This window comes from Photobacterium ganghwense (assembly GCF_003025595.1).
GTDB lineage: Bacteria > Pseudomonadota > Gammaproteobacteria > Enterobacterales > Vibrionaceae > Photobacterium > Photobacterium ganghwense.
Genome location: NZ_PYMI01000008.1, coordinates 1 through 16,749, shown reverse-complemented (window position 1 = coordinate 16,749; position 16,749 = coordinate 1). Strand labels below are relative to the sequence as shown.

General features: G+C 45.5%; 21 protein-coding genes. 13 read left to right on the top strand and 8 right to left on the bottom strand.

The window, feature by feature from the left end:
- The first annotated feature begins 18 nt into the window (after positions 1 to 18).
- A complete protein-coding gene (locus C9I92_RS21330) occupies positions 19 to 195 on the top strand; it encodes a YoaH family protein (protein ID WP_084712488.1) in 177 nt (58 codons plus the stop codon).
- Between the two features lie 184 nt (positions 196 to 379).
- On the top strand, positions 380 to 898 hold the full coding sequence (locus C9I92_RS21325) for an HD domain-containing protein (protein WP_047884258.1): 519 nt from the start codon (positions 380 to 382) through the stop codon (positions 896 to 898).
- Positions 899 to 998: 100 nt separating this feature from the next.
- Here the strand turns inward: C9I92_RS21325 and nadE are convergent, their stop codons facing one another.
- Complete coding sequence (nadE, locus tag C9I92_RS21320) at positions 999 to 1,835, bottom strand: NAD(+) synthase (protein WP_047884257.1); 837 nt, start codon at positions 1,833 to 1,835, stop codon at positions 999 to 1,001.
- A 183-nt stretch (positions 1,836 to 2,018) separates the two neighbouring features.
- Here nadE and C9I92_RS21315 point away from each other — a divergent pair, with 183 nt between their 5' ends.
- Both C9I92_RS21315 and C9I92_RS21310 read left to right on the top strand, forming a co-directional pair.
- Complete coding sequence (locus C9I92_RS21315) at positions 2,019 to 2,543, top strand: nicotinate-nicotinamide nucleotide adenylyltransferase (RefSeq protein WP_047884256.1); 525 nt, start codon at positions 2,019 to 2,021, stop codon at positions 2,541 to 2,543.
- Between the two features lie 8 nt (positions 2,544 to 2,551).
- On the top strand, positions 2,552 to 3,136 hold the full coding sequence (locus C9I92_RS21310; protein ID WP_146149712.1) for a hypothetical protein: 585 nt from the start codon (positions 2,552 to 2,554) through the stop codon (positions 3,134 to 3,136).
- 125 nt (positions 3,137 to 3,261) lie between these two features.
- Here C9I92_RS21310 and C9I92_RS21305 read toward each other — a convergent pair whose 3' ends face one another.
- Entirely contained in the window at positions 3,262 to 3,945 is a 684-nt protein-coding gene (locus C9I92_RS21305) for a cupin domain-containing protein (RefSeq protein WP_047884255.1), read from the bottom strand.
- Here C9I92_RS21305 and C9I92_RS25485 point away from each other — a divergent pair.
- The gene (locus tag C9I92_RS25485) at positions 3,916 to 4,089 is read left to right on the top strand and encodes a hypothetical protein (protein WP_170108377.1); all 174 of its coding nucleotides are present in this window, start codon (positions 3,916 to 3,918) and stop codon (positions 4,087 to 4,089) included. The genes C9I92_RS21305 and C9I92_RS25485 overlap by 30 nt on opposite strands.
- Before the next feature lie 130 nt (positions 4,090 to 4,219).
- Positions 4,220 to 5,335, top strand: coding sequence for a 1-acyl-sn-glycerol-3-phosphate acyltransferase (locus C9I92_RS21300; protein WP_047884254.1), 1,116 nt, complete (start codon positions 4,220 to 4,222; stop codon positions 5,333 to 5,335).
- A gap of 200 nt (positions 5,336 to 5,535) precedes the next feature.
- Here the strand turns inward: C9I92_RS21300 and C9I92_RS21295 are convergent, their stop codons facing one another.
- Positions 5,536 to 6,072: an OmpA family protein gene (locus C9I92_RS21295; RefSeq protein WP_053061747.1), complete on the bottom strand. Its 537-nt coding sequence runs from the start codon at positions 6,070 to 6,072 to the stop codon at positions 5,536 to 5,538.
- 177 nt (positions 6,073 to 6,249) lie between these two features.
- Positions 6,250 to 7,185 carry a LysR family transcriptional regulator gene (locus tag C9I92_RS21290; protein ID WP_047884253.1) on the bottom strand — a complete coding sequence of 312 codons (936 nt, stop codon included), beginning with the start codon at positions 7,183 to 7,185 and terminating at the stop codon, positions 6,250 to 6,252.
- Positions 7,186 to 7,444: 259 nt separating this feature from the next.
- Between C9I92_RS21290 and chrA the strand changes: the two genes are divergently transcribed.
- Together chrA and C9I92_RS21280 are read left to right on the top strand one after the other, a co-directional pair.
- Positions 7,445 to 8,629 carry a chromate efflux transporter gene (gene chrA, locus C9I92_RS21285; protein WP_047884252.1) on the top strand — a complete coding sequence of 395 codons (1,185 nt, stop codon included), beginning with the start codon at positions 7,445 to 7,447 and terminating at the stop codon, positions 8,627 to 8,629.
- A 220-nt stretch (positions 8,630 to 8,849) separates the two neighbouring features.
- The gene (locus C9I92_RS21280) at positions 8,850 to 9,149 is read left to right on the top strand and encodes a hypothetical protein (RefSeq protein ID WP_047884251.1); all 300 of its coding nucleotides are present in this window, start codon (positions 8,850 to 8,852) and stop codon (positions 9,147 to 9,149) included.
- 50 nt (positions 9,150 to 9,199) lie between these two features.
- Here the strand turns inward: C9I92_RS21280 and C9I92_RS21275 are convergent, their stop codons facing one another.
- The 3 genes from C9I92_RS21275 to rpoS form a co-directional block, all read right to left on the bottom strand.
- Positions 9,200 to 9,745 carry a YceB family lipoprotein gene (locus C9I92_RS21275; RefSeq protein ID WP_242551975.1) on the bottom strand — a complete coding sequence of 182 codons (546 nt, stop codon included), beginning with the start codon at positions 9,743 to 9,745 and terminating at the stop codon, positions 9,200 to 9,202.
- 92 nt (positions 9,746 to 9,837) lie between these two features.
- Positions 9,838 to 10,068 carry a hypothetical protein gene (locus C9I92_RS21270; RefSeq protein WP_146149711.1) on the bottom strand — a complete coding sequence of 77 codons (231 nt, stop codon included), beginning with the start codon at positions 10,066 to 10,068 and terminating at the stop codon, positions 9,838 to 9,840.
- A gap of 215 nt (positions 10,069 to 10,283) precedes the next feature.
- The gene (gene rpoS / locus C9I92_RS21265; protein ID WP_053061746.1) at positions 10,284 to 11,159 is read right to left on the bottom strand and encodes an RNA polymerase sigma factor RpoS; all 876 of its coding nucleotides are present in this window, start codon (positions 11,157 to 11,159) and stop codon (positions 10,284 to 10,286) included.
- A 310-nt stretch (positions 11,160 to 11,469) separates the two neighbouring features.
- Here rpoS and C9I92_RS21260 point away from each other — a divergent pair, with 310 nt between their 5' ends.
- Positions 11,470 to 11,922 (top strand): NUDIX hydrolase, encoded by a 453-nt coding sequence (locus C9I92_RS21260; protein ID WP_047884248.1) that lies wholly within the window; start codon positions 11,470 to 11,472, stop codon positions 11,920 to 11,922.
- A 1,371-nt stretch (positions 11,923 to 13,293) separates the two neighbouring features.
- Here C9I92_RS21260 and C9I92_RS21255 read toward each other — a convergent pair.
- Positions 13,294 to 13,671, bottom strand: a complete 378-nt coding sequence (locus C9I92_RS21255; RefSeq protein WP_415721600.1) for a hypothetical protein — start codon at positions 13,669 to 13,671, stop codon at positions 13,294 to 13,296.
- Between the two features lie 33 nt (positions 13,672 to 13,704).
- Between C9I92_RS21255 and C9I92_RS21250 the strand changes: the two genes are divergently transcribed.
- Genes C9I92_RS21250 through C9I92_RS21235 form a run of 4 tightly spaced genes read left to right on the top strand, consistent with a single transcriptional unit; the run spans position 13,705 to position 16,700 of the window.
- Positions 13,705 to 13,884, top strand: a complete 180-nt coding sequence (locus tag C9I92_RS21250; RefSeq protein ID WP_047884247.1) for a hypothetical protein — start codon at positions 13,705 to 13,707, stop codon at positions 13,882 to 13,884.
- Positions 13,881 to 14,429: a 3'-5' exonuclease gene (locus C9I92_RS21245; RefSeq protein ID WP_047884246.1), complete on the top strand. Its 549-nt coding sequence runs from the start codon at positions 13,881 to 13,883 to the stop codon at positions 14,427 to 14,429. The genes C9I92_RS21250 and C9I92_RS21245 overlap by 4 nt, the downstream gene beginning before the upstream one ends.
- The gene (locus C9I92_RS21240) at positions 14,426 to 14,644 is read left to right on the top strand and encodes a hypothetical protein (RefSeq protein WP_047884245.1); all 219 of its coding nucleotides are present in this window, start codon (positions 14,426 to 14,428) and stop codon (positions 14,642 to 14,644) included. Before C9I92_RS21245 ends, C9I92_RS21240 begins: the two co-directional genes overlap by 4 nt.
- Positions 14,631 to 16,700, top strand: coding sequence for a hypothetical protein (locus C9I92_RS21235; protein ID WP_047884244.1), 2,070 nt, complete (start codon positions 14,631 to 14,633; stop codon positions 16,698 to 16,700). The genes C9I92_RS21240 and C9I92_RS21235 overlap by 14 nt, the downstream gene beginning before the upstream one ends.
- Positions 16,701 to 16,749: the final 49 nt, after the last annotated feature.

The window sequence follows — 16,749 nt, the reverse complement described above, 5'->3', positions numbered from 1 at the left end:
TAATAAGGTAAATGCTCTATGTTTAACGACATTCCTACATTGTCTCATGCCGAGCAGCAAGCTGCGGCAGAAAAAATCCATGCACTAATGGCACAAGGTGTCAGCAGTGGTGAGGCAATCATGCGTGTTGCCAACGAAATTCGCGAAGCCGCGGCAAAAAAAGCGCAGGAACAATCGGAATCAGACGTTGAATGATGTCTTACCGACACTCATCTTTATCTGACAGGCACTTCGGTGCCTGTTTTTTTACTCAAACCGTGCAACAACTCTCATTTAGAATATCCGGTCTTCGTAAAACGGCAGAGTCTGAAATAGAATTTACAGATCCCTAATATTCCCGGGGGATACTGTTCGTTCATTCTAACTGTGAGAGAGAAGGATGAATAATCGTTACCTAAAAGCTCGCACTCTGGCTAGGGCCAAACACGAAGGACAAAAATACGGTGACGTTCCTTATTATATCCACCTTGAAGCGGTTTCGCGCTTAGCAAGTCCTTTCGGTACTGATGCCATGATCGTGGCGCAACTCCATGATGTTATTGAAGACACTGAAACCAGCTTAGATGAGTTAGCCGCTGACTTCGGATTCACTGTCGCTGATGCGGTAGGTTATATTACTGACGGTGATGTAACCAGCAGGCAAAAGCGCAAAGCGGAATTACACCGACGTCTTGAGGCATTAGACACAACGGAAGAGTCGGCGAGAATTGCGTTGATCGTTAAAGCCTGTGACAGGCTTGCTAATGTCAGGGCCAGTCGCCATAACCGTGAACATTATTTTCATCAGTATCAGCAAGAGCATACCGATTTTAAACGAGCGGTCTACCGGGAGGGTTTATGCGAAGCGATATGGTGGGAACTGGATAATTTGCTTTATAAACCTTCAAAGTCTGGCTGAAATTCGGGTTTCGTCTTTGTTAATCAGCATAACCGATAATGTTCATGTTCAAATACAAAAGGGCTCAGAGAGCCCTTTTGTTTATTTAAGCCAGTCAGAGTTATTCTTCATCGTAGATGGTTGGAATAGGTCGGCGCTTATGTTGGGTCGCTTTGTAAATGCCTACAATACGCTCGATGACTTGCTCTGACACCGTTTTGCCTTCCAGAAAATCATCAATATTTTCATACGTCAGCTGAAGTGCTTCCTCGTCAGCCTTTTGTGGCGCAAGTTCTTCAAGGTCAGCGGTTGGGACTTTGTGTACCAGCAGTTCAGGTGCACCGAGGTGATCCGCAAGCTGACGGACCTGACGCTTATTGAGGCCAAAGAGCGGGGCAAGGTCACAGGCTCCATCACCGAATTTGGTGTAGAAACCGGTAACATTCTCTGCTGAGTGATCGGTACCCAGTACCAGACCACGTACCAAGCCGGCAATTTCGTATTGTGCAATCATACGGGTACGCGCTTTTACATTTCCCTTCACGAAGTCAACCGTACCGTGACATTCTGGAATCAGGCCTGTTCCTTCGAGCGCGTTCAGAGTGCTGTCATGGGTGCCATCAACACCGTCTTTAATGTTGACGCTGACAGAGTGAGTTGGCTTAATGAATGAAAGTGCGAGCTGCGCTTCATCTTCATCCTGTTGTTCGCCATATGGCAGACGTACAGCGATAAACTGATAATCACCGGTTTGTTCTTCGGCGTTGAGTCTTTCAACGGCTAGCTGAGCCAAGCGCCCACAGGTTGTCGAATCGACGCCGCCACTGATTCCCAGAACCAGTGACTTGCATCCTGATTGCTTGAGTTTCTTTTGAATAAACGCGATGCGTCGGTTAATTTCAAAATCAACATCAATGCTTGGCAATACGCGCATTTCGTCGCGAATTAGCTGTTCCATAGTGATTGAATCCTCAGGGCGTTGCCCGTTTTGTAACCATATAGCGATGGTTCATGCCAAATATAGGTAAAATGCATTAAACCTTTGACAAAACTATGCGATAACTCTGTGTCAGGATCAATCCTCATGTATCAATTAAATGTATTTACACTCCGAACGGAATAAAAAAGGGGCACTCTCATCATGACTGCATCAATTGCCGTCTTCGGTAGCGCATTCAATCCACCGTCACTGGGGCATAAATCGGTTCTCGAACGGTTGGCTCATTTTGATCAAGTGCTGTTGCTTCCCAGTTATCATCACGCTTGGGGAAAGCAAATGCTTGACTATGATGCACGATGCGAAATGGTAGAGGCATTTATCGAGGATCTCGGGTTACCCAATTTGCAGCTCTCTCGCTTAGAGGAAGAGATTGCCTCTGAGAGTACGCCGGTTACAACCTTTGCGGTGTTGGAGGCACTGGAGCTGCTGCATCCCGATGCCAACCTGACCTTTGTTGTTGGGCCTGATAATTTTCTCAACTTTGGTAAGTTTTACAAGTCAGATGAAATTCTTCATCGGTGGCAGATACTTGCTTGCCCTGAAACCGTACCGGTACGCAGCACTAAAATTCGTGAGCACCTTATCAATAGTCGCAATTTCTCACATCTGACAACGGAAAAAGTCGCTAAGATGATTGTTAATAAAGGCTGGTACCGTTCGGGTTAGTCGATGGTGTGACAAAAACCGTACGCTCATCAGCCAAAGTGCCTGATTATTCTGTTATACGGTCATTGTTTTCTATGTTGGCTATGTCACTGATTGCTGGAATTACGCTTACGGTTTTGCCGGTTGAGGTTAAAACCTGTTTTGAACTTGATGATCATCAGTTACAGCAACTGGCTGCTGATGAAAGAAAAGCTTACCTTGCTAATTGCGACGTGTTGATTGCAAATCGCTCCTCTACGCTGACCTCTAGCGCCAGTGGTCGCCCGGAATCGGGACGACCGAACCAGACGTTACTGTGGACGGCAGACAGTGGCGATATCACTTTCTGGGATAACTGGTCAGGTGAAACGGCTTCACCAGTGTTATCGTCCAGTTCAAATACCAACTTTTACGGTCTTGGTTTTTGGATGCCAGCGATCTACGAGGAAGAATCGGAAGATTTTGCCGATTGGGTGAAGAATCACGGCGTCCAGATGAGTTTTGGCGTTGGAGGGGAAAACAGCACAGCACCCAGATTTCGCTTTGATTATCGATGGCACGATGACAACAAATGGGATGATGTCTACTTTCAGGTTGAAATCCCATTTCAGTAAGCAAGCCTGTTAAGCAGAGTAATGACAGACAGGCTTGAGTTGCTTAACTGGGCATAATACCGGCGGCTAATATGACATTCGAGCGAGGGGGCTATGTACAGTGTCCCTTGGCTTAAAAGACACTATTAAAGTGACTGACCCAAAATCGGCTGTGCCATTGCAGCGATAATTTCAGCTGGCTGTTTTAATGCCTTTGCAATTTGTTCCAGCTTCCGGCCTGAACGCGATAATTTGAATGCTTCACGCATTAAAATGCATGATTCAATCTCTTTGACTGAATAACCAGTAAACTCCTGAATTGAAGTGGCTGATGCCAAATCCGTTACACTTTGCCCATTCAGAATTTGTAACAGTGCAAGCGTTGAATGCTTATCTAAACCTGGAGCTGTTGTCTTGCTCTGAACGCTCAGTTTAGCGGCCTGATCGGCCATCACCCGCAATAAATTCCCGCTTTCGCCTTCAAGTTTTAATGGCTTATCCAATTTCGCTATGACCGTGAGTTCATCGCAGACGGCTTTGATCAAGGCATTAACCCTAAAATAACCTGCTTCACGGCATAACGGGGTCGTCAGACGGGCTGAATAGGCCATCATACGATATTGTGTTTCCGGTAGAACTGTTATTGCATGCAGACAGTCAAAAGGGACGTAAAAACCAGCTCCGGCTTTCACGGCATATTCCTCTTTACCTAAGCGCACAAAGGCACAGCCCTGGGTGACCATCAGCATAAACGAATGATGGCTTTTGCGGCGTGAGCCGACTGTCAGAAAGTGGTCGTGATGAAGGCTAAAATCAATGGCTTGTTTCATAGTGGTTCTCTGGCAAAAAAGCAGGCACATATTGTGTTGTTTTGGCGTCAGCGTCAACCGAACAGCGCTGATGTGCGTTTAAATGGCGATTTTTTGCAAAGAAATGCCAGCCATACGATAGAAAAATTAGTCAATAGTCAGTAAAGTGGCTGAAATTAAAACAGAAAAAATCTGGTAAGACCTCCAACCATTGAAGGAGTGGAGGGATGTCATTGGGAAAACGCCTGAATGTGCGTAAAATGTCGCAGTTTTTTTCGATAGACGAAGCAGTATTGTGCAGACCAATAACGATATTTATAAAGAAATTCGTCCTTACAATGACGATGAAGTGAGCGGGGCGATTAAACGCCTGGTTAACGATAAAGAATTTATCTCCGCTATCCTGAATTACCGTTTTCCACAGCTATCCGGCGCATTCGGGTGGCTGCTGACGCCGTTAATCAAATTTTTCCTGATCCGTAAGTGGTCGAATGTAAAAACTGTCGATGATGTTCAGCGTCAGGTTGCGAAATACATGAGAGCAACCATTGATCATTCCTGTGATGGTGTTAGCCATTCAGGGCTGGATAAACTGGATCCAAATCAGTCATACCTGTTTGTTTCAAATCACCGGGACATTGCGATGGATCCAGCGATGGTTAACTGGTGTTTGTATAACAACGGTTTTGACACCGTGCGCATTGCTATCGGTGACAATCTGCTGAAAAAGCCCTGTGCAACGGAAATGATGCGCTTGAACAAAAGCTTTATTGTGAAACGGTCGGCCAAAGCGCCGCGTGAAATGATGAAAGCATTGGGACTGTTGTCGGGCTACATATCACATTCTCTCGAAACGGGTCATTCAATCTGGATTGCGCAAAAAGAAGGGCGAGCCAAAGACGGTAACGATAAGACTGATCCAGCGATTCTGAAAATGTTCTACATGGAAGGCCGCAAACGGAAAATGGAATTTGGTGAGTTCATGTCTCAGCTGAAGATTGTGCCGGTGGCTATTTCTTATGAGAATGATCCGTGTGATATCGCTAAAGCGAAAGAGCTGTACCAAAAGCAGACAGAAGGCAGCTACGAAAAAGGTGAGTTCGAGGATATCGAAAGCATTATTCAGGGCATTGTGGGTGAGAAGCGCCGTATTCATGTTAGCTTTGGTGACGTCATTCAAGGTGGCGTGGACACACCAGACAGTCTGGCGGAAGAAATTGACCGTCAAATCACCGCAAACTACCGATTGTTCCCTGCTAACTTCATTGCTGCTGGCATTGAAGATAAATCAGCAACCGAGGCTGAAAAAGCGCGCTTTGAAGCTAAATTTGCAGATTTGCCTGAAGGTGTCGTCGACATTCTGAAGCAGATGTACGCGCTTCCGGCGAAGAAAAAACACCATATGGCGTAATCGACGTAATCACTGTTACTGGCCTATACCGTGTTTTTCATTAAGAAGATAGTAAAAAACAGCAGCCTTAGCTGCTGTTTTTTTATGTTAATTAGCTCGGCTACAAGGACTCATTGATGAGTCTACTAAGTAAAGGCTTTGTTAAACAATGCCGTATATTTACAAAGTAGTTGCCATACAAAGGGGCAAAAAAGCGGGCTTTAAAATTGCGGCTCAGTGTTTGGGCTCAGGGTTCTGACGATCGATTTTGGTGAGACAATTTCGACTCTGGTAGGTCGGCTGTCCATCGTCGCTTCAGTACTGCCAGCGGCGACAACTTGAATTCTTTCTTCCTCAATCCCAAAAACTGACGCTATATAGATTGCCACGCTGAATGCTCGTTCATATGAAATGGCAACGTTCTGATCTTCATCGCTGAATTCATTGCCGTGTCCGACCACAATGACGTAACTGTCAGGGTGCTGACGTAAGCGAACAGCAATTGGGTCGATTTGAAGTTGTTGTTGTACGGACAAATCAAAAACCTGCGGCTCAAAATACAGGGTTTGCCTGAGTTCAGGCAGTTCAGTCAATAACACTTGTGCATCGGGGACGACTGGCCGTTCATCAGCCACGGTCGGAGCCGCATCTTTTGGCGGGGCAATCGCTTTTTCAGGATCGGTGCCACAGGAGGTAATTCCGAGTAGACTGCTCGCAGCAATCAGCAGCACCCAAATAAAGCGTGAATAACAATACATAAGATGATCCCGCTTAGCTATTCAGCAAACATCGCTCAGTAAACATAACATCGGTATCTTAGTATTTAGGTTTAGTTGATTCGCGACAGATCACAACTGCAGGATTGAGAACAGCTGGCCTGACTCGGCTTCAGGTCAGCTGATTGATTGCATGTAAATTGGTTTTCCTGAAGTCGCTTATTGGTTGTCCGTCAGTACAGGATTGGGCGTTCTGTAAGGAGAGGTAGACATACGGTCTGCCATAAAATCAATAAATGCCCTGACCTTAGGTGCAAGATATTTCCGACGAGGATAAACAGCATAGATTGGCAGCTCAAGATCGGCTTTCCACTCTGGCAAAAGATGAATCAGTTCCCCGTTTTCCAGTTCGTTCGTCAGAAGATAGGTGGCCAGGTAGGCAATGCCTAAACCGGATTTGGCCGCATCAAGCACTGCAGGGGCATTGTCAATACGGTAATTTCCGCGCGCTCGTACTGATTGATGCACGCCATCGCGAGTAAACTCCCAGTTGACGTATTTACGCTCCCGGCTCTGGTAAGTGATGCAATTGTGCTGGCGCAAGTCACCCGGTACTTTGGGCGTGCCATGTGCTTCGAGATAGGCCGGTGAAGCCACAACCATGAAATGGCAGTCGGCAAGGCGTCGGGCAACCATGCCTTCCGGTGGGTGCTCATGAATTGCCACCCAGCAGTCAAAACCTTCTTCAAGCAGGTTGGGGCGATGATCAAACAAGCTGACTTCCAATTCGAGTTCTGCATGTAGCTTTTGAAATTCAGCCAGCAGCGAGGTGATGTGCATATTGCCAAACGACTGCGCAATTCCGATACGAAGTACTCCTTTGATTTCATTCCGGTAACCGGCAACCATCGCTTCGGCTTCGTTGACTGTATCGAGAAGTTGTTGGCCATACTCTGAATATTGCAAACCAATATCTGTCAGCGCGACCGTTCTGGTGCTCCGCTGAACTAATTGGCAACCAAGCCGCTCTTCCAGATAGCGGATTTGTTTACTGACTTGAGACTTTGAAATCCCAAGTCGCTCTGCGGCACGGGTAAAGTTTTGTTCATGGCCAACGGTGGCTAGAATCACCATCTGTTGCAGATTTTCAAGCATAGCTTCAACCAACTTCATGTTAATGAAAGAATTATACCACTGAATGATAATGCGGGAAGAGATTAACCCTATGCATAATGCCAAAGGCTGACGGTGTCACGCTTTGGTTATGTGATATTTCCAAACCCATTCGTGTGAGATCTGAACAGGTTGGGGGGATTTGAAACGGTATTAAAGGCATTGATAAGTATCATTAAAACAAACGATTTTATCGCTGGGTACGTGCTCTATATTATTTAGCCTCCATGAAGGAGGAACTATGGTATACGTTTTGTGGCAATTCTTTCTGCTAGGTCTCTACAGCTTTGGTGGTCCTGCTGCACATATTGGGTATTTTCATCGTGAATTTGTACAAAATAAAAAATGGTTGACTGAACAGGATTTCACTCAAGCTGTGGCTTTATGTCAGTTTCTGCCAGGACCAGCTAGCAGCCAGTTAGGGATGTATATTGGCTATCGACGGTCTGGGTATCTGGGGGCAATCGCTGCATTTGTGGGATTTACCACTCCGTCCTTCTTACTACTGACATTTCTGGCGATTGGAAATCAGCATTACCAGAATGTACCTGTTGTTGAAACTGTTATTCAGGCCGCCAAGCTCTTAGCCGTGATAGTGGTAGCAGATGCTTTGTGGGGAATGGTAAAAAAGAATCTGACCACTCGGTTAACGGGAATGATAGCGATACTGTCAGGTTTTGCCGTTATGCTGACAACAGGATTGTTAGGACAGGTGATGCCGATTATTTTAGCGGCCATTTTGGGTTACATCGTATCGGTAAAACGGCAGGCATCTACGTCGCTCAGCCATGCTCCTGAATCTATATACACTGACACACAGAATATTCGTCCTCATTGGGGGATAGCCGCTGTTTTTGCGGCAGGTTTATTACTACTACCTGTACTGGCAGCGTCTTCCGCTTGGCTGAATTTGTTCAATGTGTTTTATCAGGCTGGGAGCTTTGTTTTCGGTGGCGGACATGTTGTTTTGCCGCTACTTGAACCAATGCTGCAAGGGATGGTGACAGCAGACACTTTTCTTAGCGCGTATGCATCAGCCCAGCTCGTTCCTGGCCCTATGTTTACAATGGCTAGTTATTTGGGTGCGTCGGTCATGGACACATCTCCAATAGCTGGAAGTTTGATTGCTACGATCGCTATTTTTCTGCCTGGATCACTGTTGCTGTTTGCATTTCTTCCTGCCTGGAATGCACTTGTTAGCCATCCCAAGCTTAAAGAATCTATCAGTTTTGTTAACGCGGCTGTGGTGGGCTTGCTCGCGAGTGCATTCATCTCACCGGTTATCTCGAGTTCAGTGATTACGGTTTTAGATGTATTTGCTGTTGTTTTCGGGCTTTATTTGCTTAAGTGGCGTCATGTACCTGTATGGGGACTAATTATTCTGCTTTTTGCCTATCAATGGGTGATGAATTACATATTGATGTAGGAAGTGAAAGCCGTGATACGTTTATAGCCATCTTGAGTCATATCAGGATGGCTATAAATAACACACCTAGCGCACTATAACTTTAATTGTGTCTCTAAAAATATATCCACAATTGATACAAACAGTAAGCTATGTAACACGTGAATATAGCCTGATTAAGCTGAAATTAAGCATCCAAACCGTACAGTAGGGTCACCCATCTATCATTCTGCGCAACGCCATGACAATAAAAAGAAAAGTTCGACCAAACCTGACCAACTACGATGTGATTGAAATGGTCCAGCATGAAATCCGAGAGTCAGAAAGACGTATTTTTCGTAAAACCATAATGGCTATTTTTACCGGAGTGCTTTGTATAGTCCTCTTTATCTACGCTTTTTTCACGATTCAAGGCGGTGTTGTGAGGGACTATGCCGCAGAAGCGATGCGAAAAGCTTTTGAAGCAGAAAGAGCCGTTCACATCATTGACGAGGCAGCCGGAACGAATTTCTTAGATCAAGCCCAGGGACATCAAAAATAACCCTTTACTAACTTGCACATAGAAAAAGACCGCGCATTGCGCGGTCTTTTTTAGATTTGGATGACCAGACTATGGTTCTTGATAAGCAGCTCAGGTCTTGCTGTTTTGAGAACAGACTGTTTAAAGTCTTTTTCATCTAAGCGGTAAACAGGTTGAGACAAGAAGAATTGGCCAACGATTTCAACAATCGGGGACAACAGTTGCTTGCTGGGCAAGTTGAGCGTATTAGGCTCAATATCCAATTTTTCGACCTCAAGATCTTTCAGGAATATCGCACCTTCGCTTTTGTCATAGAAAGGGATAGCGCTGAAATTGACATTGAGTTCGATCTCTTGCGGAGCCTGACCATAGATAGAAACTTTGGCAAATGATTTAGCTTCTAAGTTCACTCTGTCATCAGAAATCCGGCCGATGCCGACTTTAACATCTTCAAATTTTACTTTAGCGTGAGCCAGTCCTTTTACACCTACAGAGCGCTCAAACCCTGTTTTTTTATCGAGGTACTGCTGAACTTCCTGCTCAGTGACACTGTAACTTGCACAGGAGGACAGTAAAACCATCGCCATTACTGGAAAGATAAAAGATAAAAACTTCACAACAACAATCTCTAGCTGAAAGGGTTCGCCATAGTATCAGAATAATTTCAGGCAAATGTCATGTTATGTTCGAGACGTATTGATTGCATGTTTTACATACAATGCTTGAATTCTTTTTTGTACAACTCGTTGAGTTGGCGGTGATACTTCTCGCTCTTTTTCAGATCATAACCGGCACGCATCTTTTTCTGAATCTTCTCGATGGACGCTCGGGTTTTCTGACATTGCTTTTCTTTTTTACTTTTCTCTGCATATGCATTACCAGACATCAATAGACACAAACAACAGAGAGCCATAGCAAGAGAACGTTTTGAACCAGACATAGCAATACCTCGACAAGTAATAGAGATATTGCACATCATAATTTCCTGAAACTCTGATGGGAGAGTTTGAGAGCAGAGCTTCGAGTGATTTAACGCTTTTGAACGCCGCGCCTAAGCACGTTTCATGAAAAATGGTTACGATAGAATGAAATAGAGAAAGTACCAGAATGGTACTTTCTCTTCAGATCAGACTCGTTAGCACACCCTAACGTTTATTACGCTGTTTCTGCGAACAACACTTCTAGGTCATAGTTCTCACGACAAAGTGCATTTTTGAGTTTTTTCAATGAACTTACCTGAAGCTGACGAATCCGCTCGCGGGTTAATCCGACTTCATCGGCAACCTCTTGAAGTGTTTGAGCTTCGTATCCCAGTAAACCAAACCGGCGGCACAGTATTTCCCGATCACGAGCATTCAGGCTATCTAACATGGTTGTCGCCAAACGTGTAATGTCATCCTGATCCATCTCGCTGTCGGGTTTACCACCGTCATGATCTGCAATGAATGCAGATATAGTCTGTGAGTTACTGTCCTCTGAGATTTGTTGGTCAATTGACACAACAGGGGCGTCGTAAGCCAGTACACTTGAAATTTCGTCAACAGAACGCTGCAGTTTTGCCGCAACTTCTTCGTGGGTTGGCTCCTGATTGGTCTGCTTCATCAATTGTCTGTATGTACGAAGAATGGTGTTGATTTCTTTTGAGACATGCACAGGCAGGCGAATAGTACGCGCTTGATTGTGTATAGCACGCTCAATAGTTTGTTTGATCCACCAAGTCGCATACGTAGAAAAGCGGAATCCACGCTCTGGGTCAAACTTTTCAACAGCAGTGATCAGGCCAATGTTTCCTTCATCAATCAGATCACTCAATAACATACCGCTGTTACGGTACTTCTTCGCGATACTGACCACCAGGCGCAAATTACTTTCAATCATTGTTGCTTTGGCCGCCAGATCACCAACCAGGCTTTTTCGGCTGTACAGGATTTCTTCGGTCTTGGAAAGGAGCGGTTTGTGCGCAATTTCTTGAAGATACAGATGGATTACGTCAGCATCAAAGCCATTCATATCTTGTGATTTGATATCCATATCTTACCCCCGAATAAAAAGTTGAGAGGTTGCTACTGCTTTCTCTTTGTAGTAACAAGTTCACACTAACATGTTCATTTTTCTTATACCATGAAGGAATGGTTAAAATTTGAATAAAAGCAACTATCTACTGAAACTGATTATTGACTAGGCAGGAAAATTTGATTCATTGTCTAACTTATATTTTTTTGTATTAACATTTAACATATTTAAAGCAGATCTATCCCTAATATTGTCAATTAACAGTACTGAACTGATTTTGGCGTATAGTGTTACTAACTGATACATATTTCTAAATGAGAATAAAAATATGATTCCTATCAATACCTCAGTGGTATCTGGTGTTGTTCTCTCAATGTTTAGTAATAAATACAGAATGTTATTACTAAAGAGGACAGGAGAGGGTTACTGGTGTCATGTCGCAGGAAAAATAGAGAATGGAGAATTGGCCTGGGAAGCTATGGTCAGAGAGCTCCGAGAAGAGACAAATATTGAAGCAAAAGACCTTTATAACGGTGAATATCAGCAACAGTTCTATGATCCATCTCACAATCAAATCATGCTAATTACCTGTTTTGCTATATATTGTGAACCCGAACAGATAGTTCATCTGAACGAGGAGCATACAGATTATAAATGGTGTGATTTAGAAGAGGCCAAAGCCTTGGTACCATTTCCTAATCAAAAGAAATTATATGATCACATTTGGCTTAATTTTGTTGAAAGTAGACCACCAGACCATTTAAAAATAAATGTTTGTTAATTAACATTATTAAATTCAATGCATGCTTTTATTGGTGGTGCTCACCCTCAAACTTTGCATCAGACAACGTTGATATATCACAATCAATATAAACTTTTGATATCGTTGGAATCACTGATGAATACACAGTTATTTCATCAAGTAAATAGTGTGAGGCTCGGTCACAAAAAACAATAGTGATTTTTGGCAGAAAGAAATAGTTGTAATACTCTCCACAACAAGGACAACATGTAGATGTGTTTGATAATGCATCAGAAATAGAAGGGGATGAACGCATTGGATAGCCCTAAAACAGTGCATCTCATGTAAGCATAGTTACACAAACCATTTTGTACAACTTTACAGGCATGTTGTAAGCGCACCAAATTTCATCTTTAAAGCTGCACCATATCGATAGCAGAGTAATGACTTTCATTATCTTTAGCTCACCCAAACCTTGAACATAGCTCTTCTGATGAATTCACTTTAGAAAGGCGATACTGCGTTCCAAATAGGTCTAATCTCTGACATAAAGACGGTTTCATGACATGAAAATGGTAATAATGTAATGGTTCCCTGAGGAACCATTACATTAAAAGGCTATTTATATTTTTAACGTCGTTCTATTCGAGCATTGACCAGCTTGTTTACATTACAATCCAGGAAAATGGTCGAAAAAATTTTTCTTTCGTCTGGTAAATCAGCCACTTCATCCAGTAATGACTGCTGAACGTCATCACAGAACATAACTGTCATTTCAGAGAATAGAAAAAAACTGTAGTACTCGCCACAACAAGGACAGCATGTTGTACAACATGGCGACGCATCGAATGTAGGGTTCGACTGCATAGCGTGTACTCCAAAAGTAAGTTGCTTGATAAGCATAGGTTCCAGAAGTGTTATATACAACATTGTTAATAGCTGGATGGGTATCGTTTTACCAAACTCCAACTCAATGTCTCAAAAAGTGTGAATGTATAAGTATGCTATTCAATGTGATCACGTGTGCCATCGGTAATCGAATGTCGATTCGGTCGCACGTTCATTTGGTGGACAGTGGAATCACCGATGTAAACCAGCATCAGCATACACTACTAGGATCTTAGCCTTCGAGTTAGTCATGGTGGGAATCAGAACCAGTTTACTGAGACAATCGGGCCGGTGGATAAAAGTCAAAGTTTGTAATTTTAACGTCTCATCATGACGATGACTGCCAGGCTGGCCACGTGTTAAAGAAACCTAACTCGACCGAAAAAATTGTCGTGGACTCAGATTAAGTCGACGAGCTCCAAATACAGCAAAGAAAGCGTGTTTTGAAGCTAGAACATCTAACTTAATCTTACTGGCTAAGTGCGCATTATGTACCATAGGGTAAAACTAAAAACGCCCCGATTAAGCGGGGCGTCCTTCATGCAACGCATTGATTAAGCGTGGGTTTTCATATTTATCTTCAAGGAGGCTGTGAACTACAATTTGATCATTAATTCCAAGTAAATCAGCTATTTGGAATGCCATATCCCAGTCCATAGAGTTCAATTCTTTTCGCCATTTGTACAGGCGAGACTCACTAACGCCTAACTTCTTAGCTAGTTTGTACTCTGAAGCCAAAGAATACTTGGATTTCACCATATCCAATAATTCATTTGTGTAAGTCATTCTGACACCGTCGAAATCCCTTGAATTGTTAAATAATAGGCGATCAATTTGATCATTCCCATACCCGCGGCCACGTTGTGTAAAACCAAAAGTTAAGTAAGAATTTGTTTGCATAAAAAACACACTTGCTTGTATGGGGATACAGACATGGACAGACTGCAACACCTCGCCAAACTGAAAGAGCAATTCAAACAACTGCGCGTAACGACCGTTAAGCCGAAGAACGCAAACAAGCAATTGCCGAAAGGCTGTGCTGACTTCCGTTACAGCCGTACCTTCCAGATTCAAGCCCGCCGCGCCGTACTGGCAAAAGGGGGTGTTGCATGAAACCTATTAATCTCGAGAATGCCGTCATCCTGGACACGGAAACAACCGGTTTAGATTCCAATGCTGAAATCGTAGAAATTTCTGTGATTGAAGCCGTATCTGGCAAAGTGTTGATTGATACGTTAGTGACGCCAGTGCAACTCATACCGGCAGAAGCGATCGCCATTCACGGCATTACCAACCGTCAGGTTTCTGGCTCGCCAACCTTTCCAAAGGTGTTTAAAGAGTTAGCTGAAATCGTCAAAGGCCGTGATGTGATGATTTATAACGCTGACTACGATATGCGTTTGATTCAGCAAAGTATGAAGCGTTATGGCGTTACTGTTTTTCCATTTAAAACACAATGCGTTATGGAGTGGTACGCAGAGTTCTACGGTGAATGGAATGAGTACCGTGGCAATTATAAATGGCAAAGCCTAACCAATGCCGCACGTCAACAATCTATTGATATTTCAGATTTAAGTGCGCACCGCGCTAAAGCTGACTGTGAGATTACACGCCGAGTCATTCTGGCAGTGAATAAGCAGTTAGAGGTGATGCCATGAGCGTGATTCGGTTCCCTAAGCAAGTGACCAAAGCCCCTTCGGGGGCGGCGGTTTCTTCTCGCTTAACCCAGCTACTTAAAAACGAAATCCGCGCCAGCATCCAACTGGCGCGAAACTACCGTTTAGCCGGTGAACGTCGCTTGGCTGCTCAATTCCTGAATGATGCGGCAGAAAGTCGCCTGGAGTTGTTGGGAGTTCTGCATGCTCCCAACTAACGATCTCTTATTCGTGGCGGGTGCCGTTCAACCCGCAAACATCACCCATGACCACCAAGCCAGCTATGATGCTGGTTTTTTAGGATTCGATTTTTGTGGTCCACGGCCTGAACCCATCACACCGGAGACACTTTGGGACTTAAATCGGGTTAACCGTGACACCGCTTTTTATGCTCGCAAGCAAAAAGAGCATGCCGAATCTTTGCCGTATGTTTCCGCCGAACACCTCCGCGAAGCGGCGGCACGCAGTGCCGAAAACAATAGGCTTGTCCAAGGGCGCAAAAGTCCGACACACCCACAACAGGCCAGTTTAAACCGCCTGATGGCGCAGCAGCGTAGGCTAGAAACGCGTGATGACGAATTGGGAAGCTCCGAGGCTTACTACAACCATGACACGCTGTACGGGCTGACTGAGGCCGGAAACCGTGCCCGCGTTCTGCCACCAAAAGGCAAATCTAAGGTGGCCGAGCCAACTATCACGCCAAACGTGGTTCGCCTGATGAAACGCGACTGGTCAGGGCAGCGCAAAATCCAGTATTACACCCAGACGCCGAGCAGTGCCGCGCCGGATGCACAGCAAGGCGAGCGTTTTACCGAAAAACTGACCAAGCGCGCCGTCAGTAAAATCTTTGAGGCGGGTGCCTACGTGGCAACCTGTCACGGCGGTTTCTGCACCTTCCTGACTCTGACATTCAGCCAGGCCGAGCGCGCCCGTATTTTTTCCAGCATGGTCGAAGCTGACGACGTGAACGGCGACCACACACCGGTATTAATTACCCGCAACATGGCCGAGTGTGTCCCGCACATTGCCGGTGCCTATTGCTACATCGACACCACCGCTGACGACCCAGCGGCCACCGTCGATATTCTGGAAGATGGCACGGTTAAAGTGATGAATGCCGACGGCGTGATAGCCGGAGCCTACACACCAACGTTCCTGAAACCGGAAAAGCTGTTCACCATCACCAAAACCGCCGAAACCACCATCGGCAAAGAGGTGTCCCGTTTCCTTGATGGTGCAAAGAAAATGTACCAGCGCGGCTGGGTAGCCAACCACACACAGGAAATCGACGCCGAATCCGGAGCCAAATATTCCAAACTGACCGAAAAGCGCATACCTGGCCACAGCAAGCCGAGTGAGTTCGGTCCCACTCGTGAAGCCGCCGATTTCCACTACATCTGGGTGGCGGAGTGTCCGGCCAATGATGACGGCGAGCCAAACCCGCATGTTCACGTTTTGCTGAATTGGGCGGTACCACAAAACCTGTTTCCAGCCTGGGCGCTGCGCCTCGAAAATCTGTGGGGCAAAGGGTTCGCGCACCTGGAGCGCATCAAAAAACCGATGGCCGCCGGCAGTTACATCATCAAGGCCGTGGGCTATGCCGCCAAAGGCGATAACGCCGACCAGGGGCTGATTCGTGGCAACCGCTACAACATCGCCCGATGCAGCCGCGCTCCGGCGTGGGAATGTATCGCCAGTTTTCAGGCCGACAACATGGCCGCGATCATCAAAGAGTGCGGCTACCGGTTAGAGCAATGGCGCAAACCGATTAACCGCCGCTTAAAGCGACTGGAAAAACAGCTAAACCAAACCATTAAGGCGAAAGCCATAGCGAAACAAGCCAAACAGGATGAGCAGGCCATCAACAAGCTGACCGCCCGCATTATCCGGCTTGAGAACCAAATGCGGGCAACCCGCAAGGCGATAAAAAGCCGTGAGGTGCACGCCAGTACCAAAAACGTGTTTTGCATGGCATTTGACGGCGAGCAGGCCGAGCAAAAAGCCTTTGATTTTCTGCTGTGGGCTGCCGGTGCGCGGGGCTGGGGCATGACCCTGGTTGACGACGAAACCGAGTTGGCCGACAGCGTCACCGAAGCCAGAGCCGTCGCCCAATCGGAATACGCAGGCCAATACCTGCGCCACTTAGACCGAAGGGCGTACTGGCAAAGCGTGTTTAGAGACCCACTTGCTCCACCCAGGGAACCGACTGACCGCGAGATTGCCAGCGCAATGGCAGCCCGCGAGCACTACGAACAATGGCAATTAGCAGCGTAAAAGGAAAGGCAATGGACAAACTGAACCAAATTACTGAACAACTACAGGG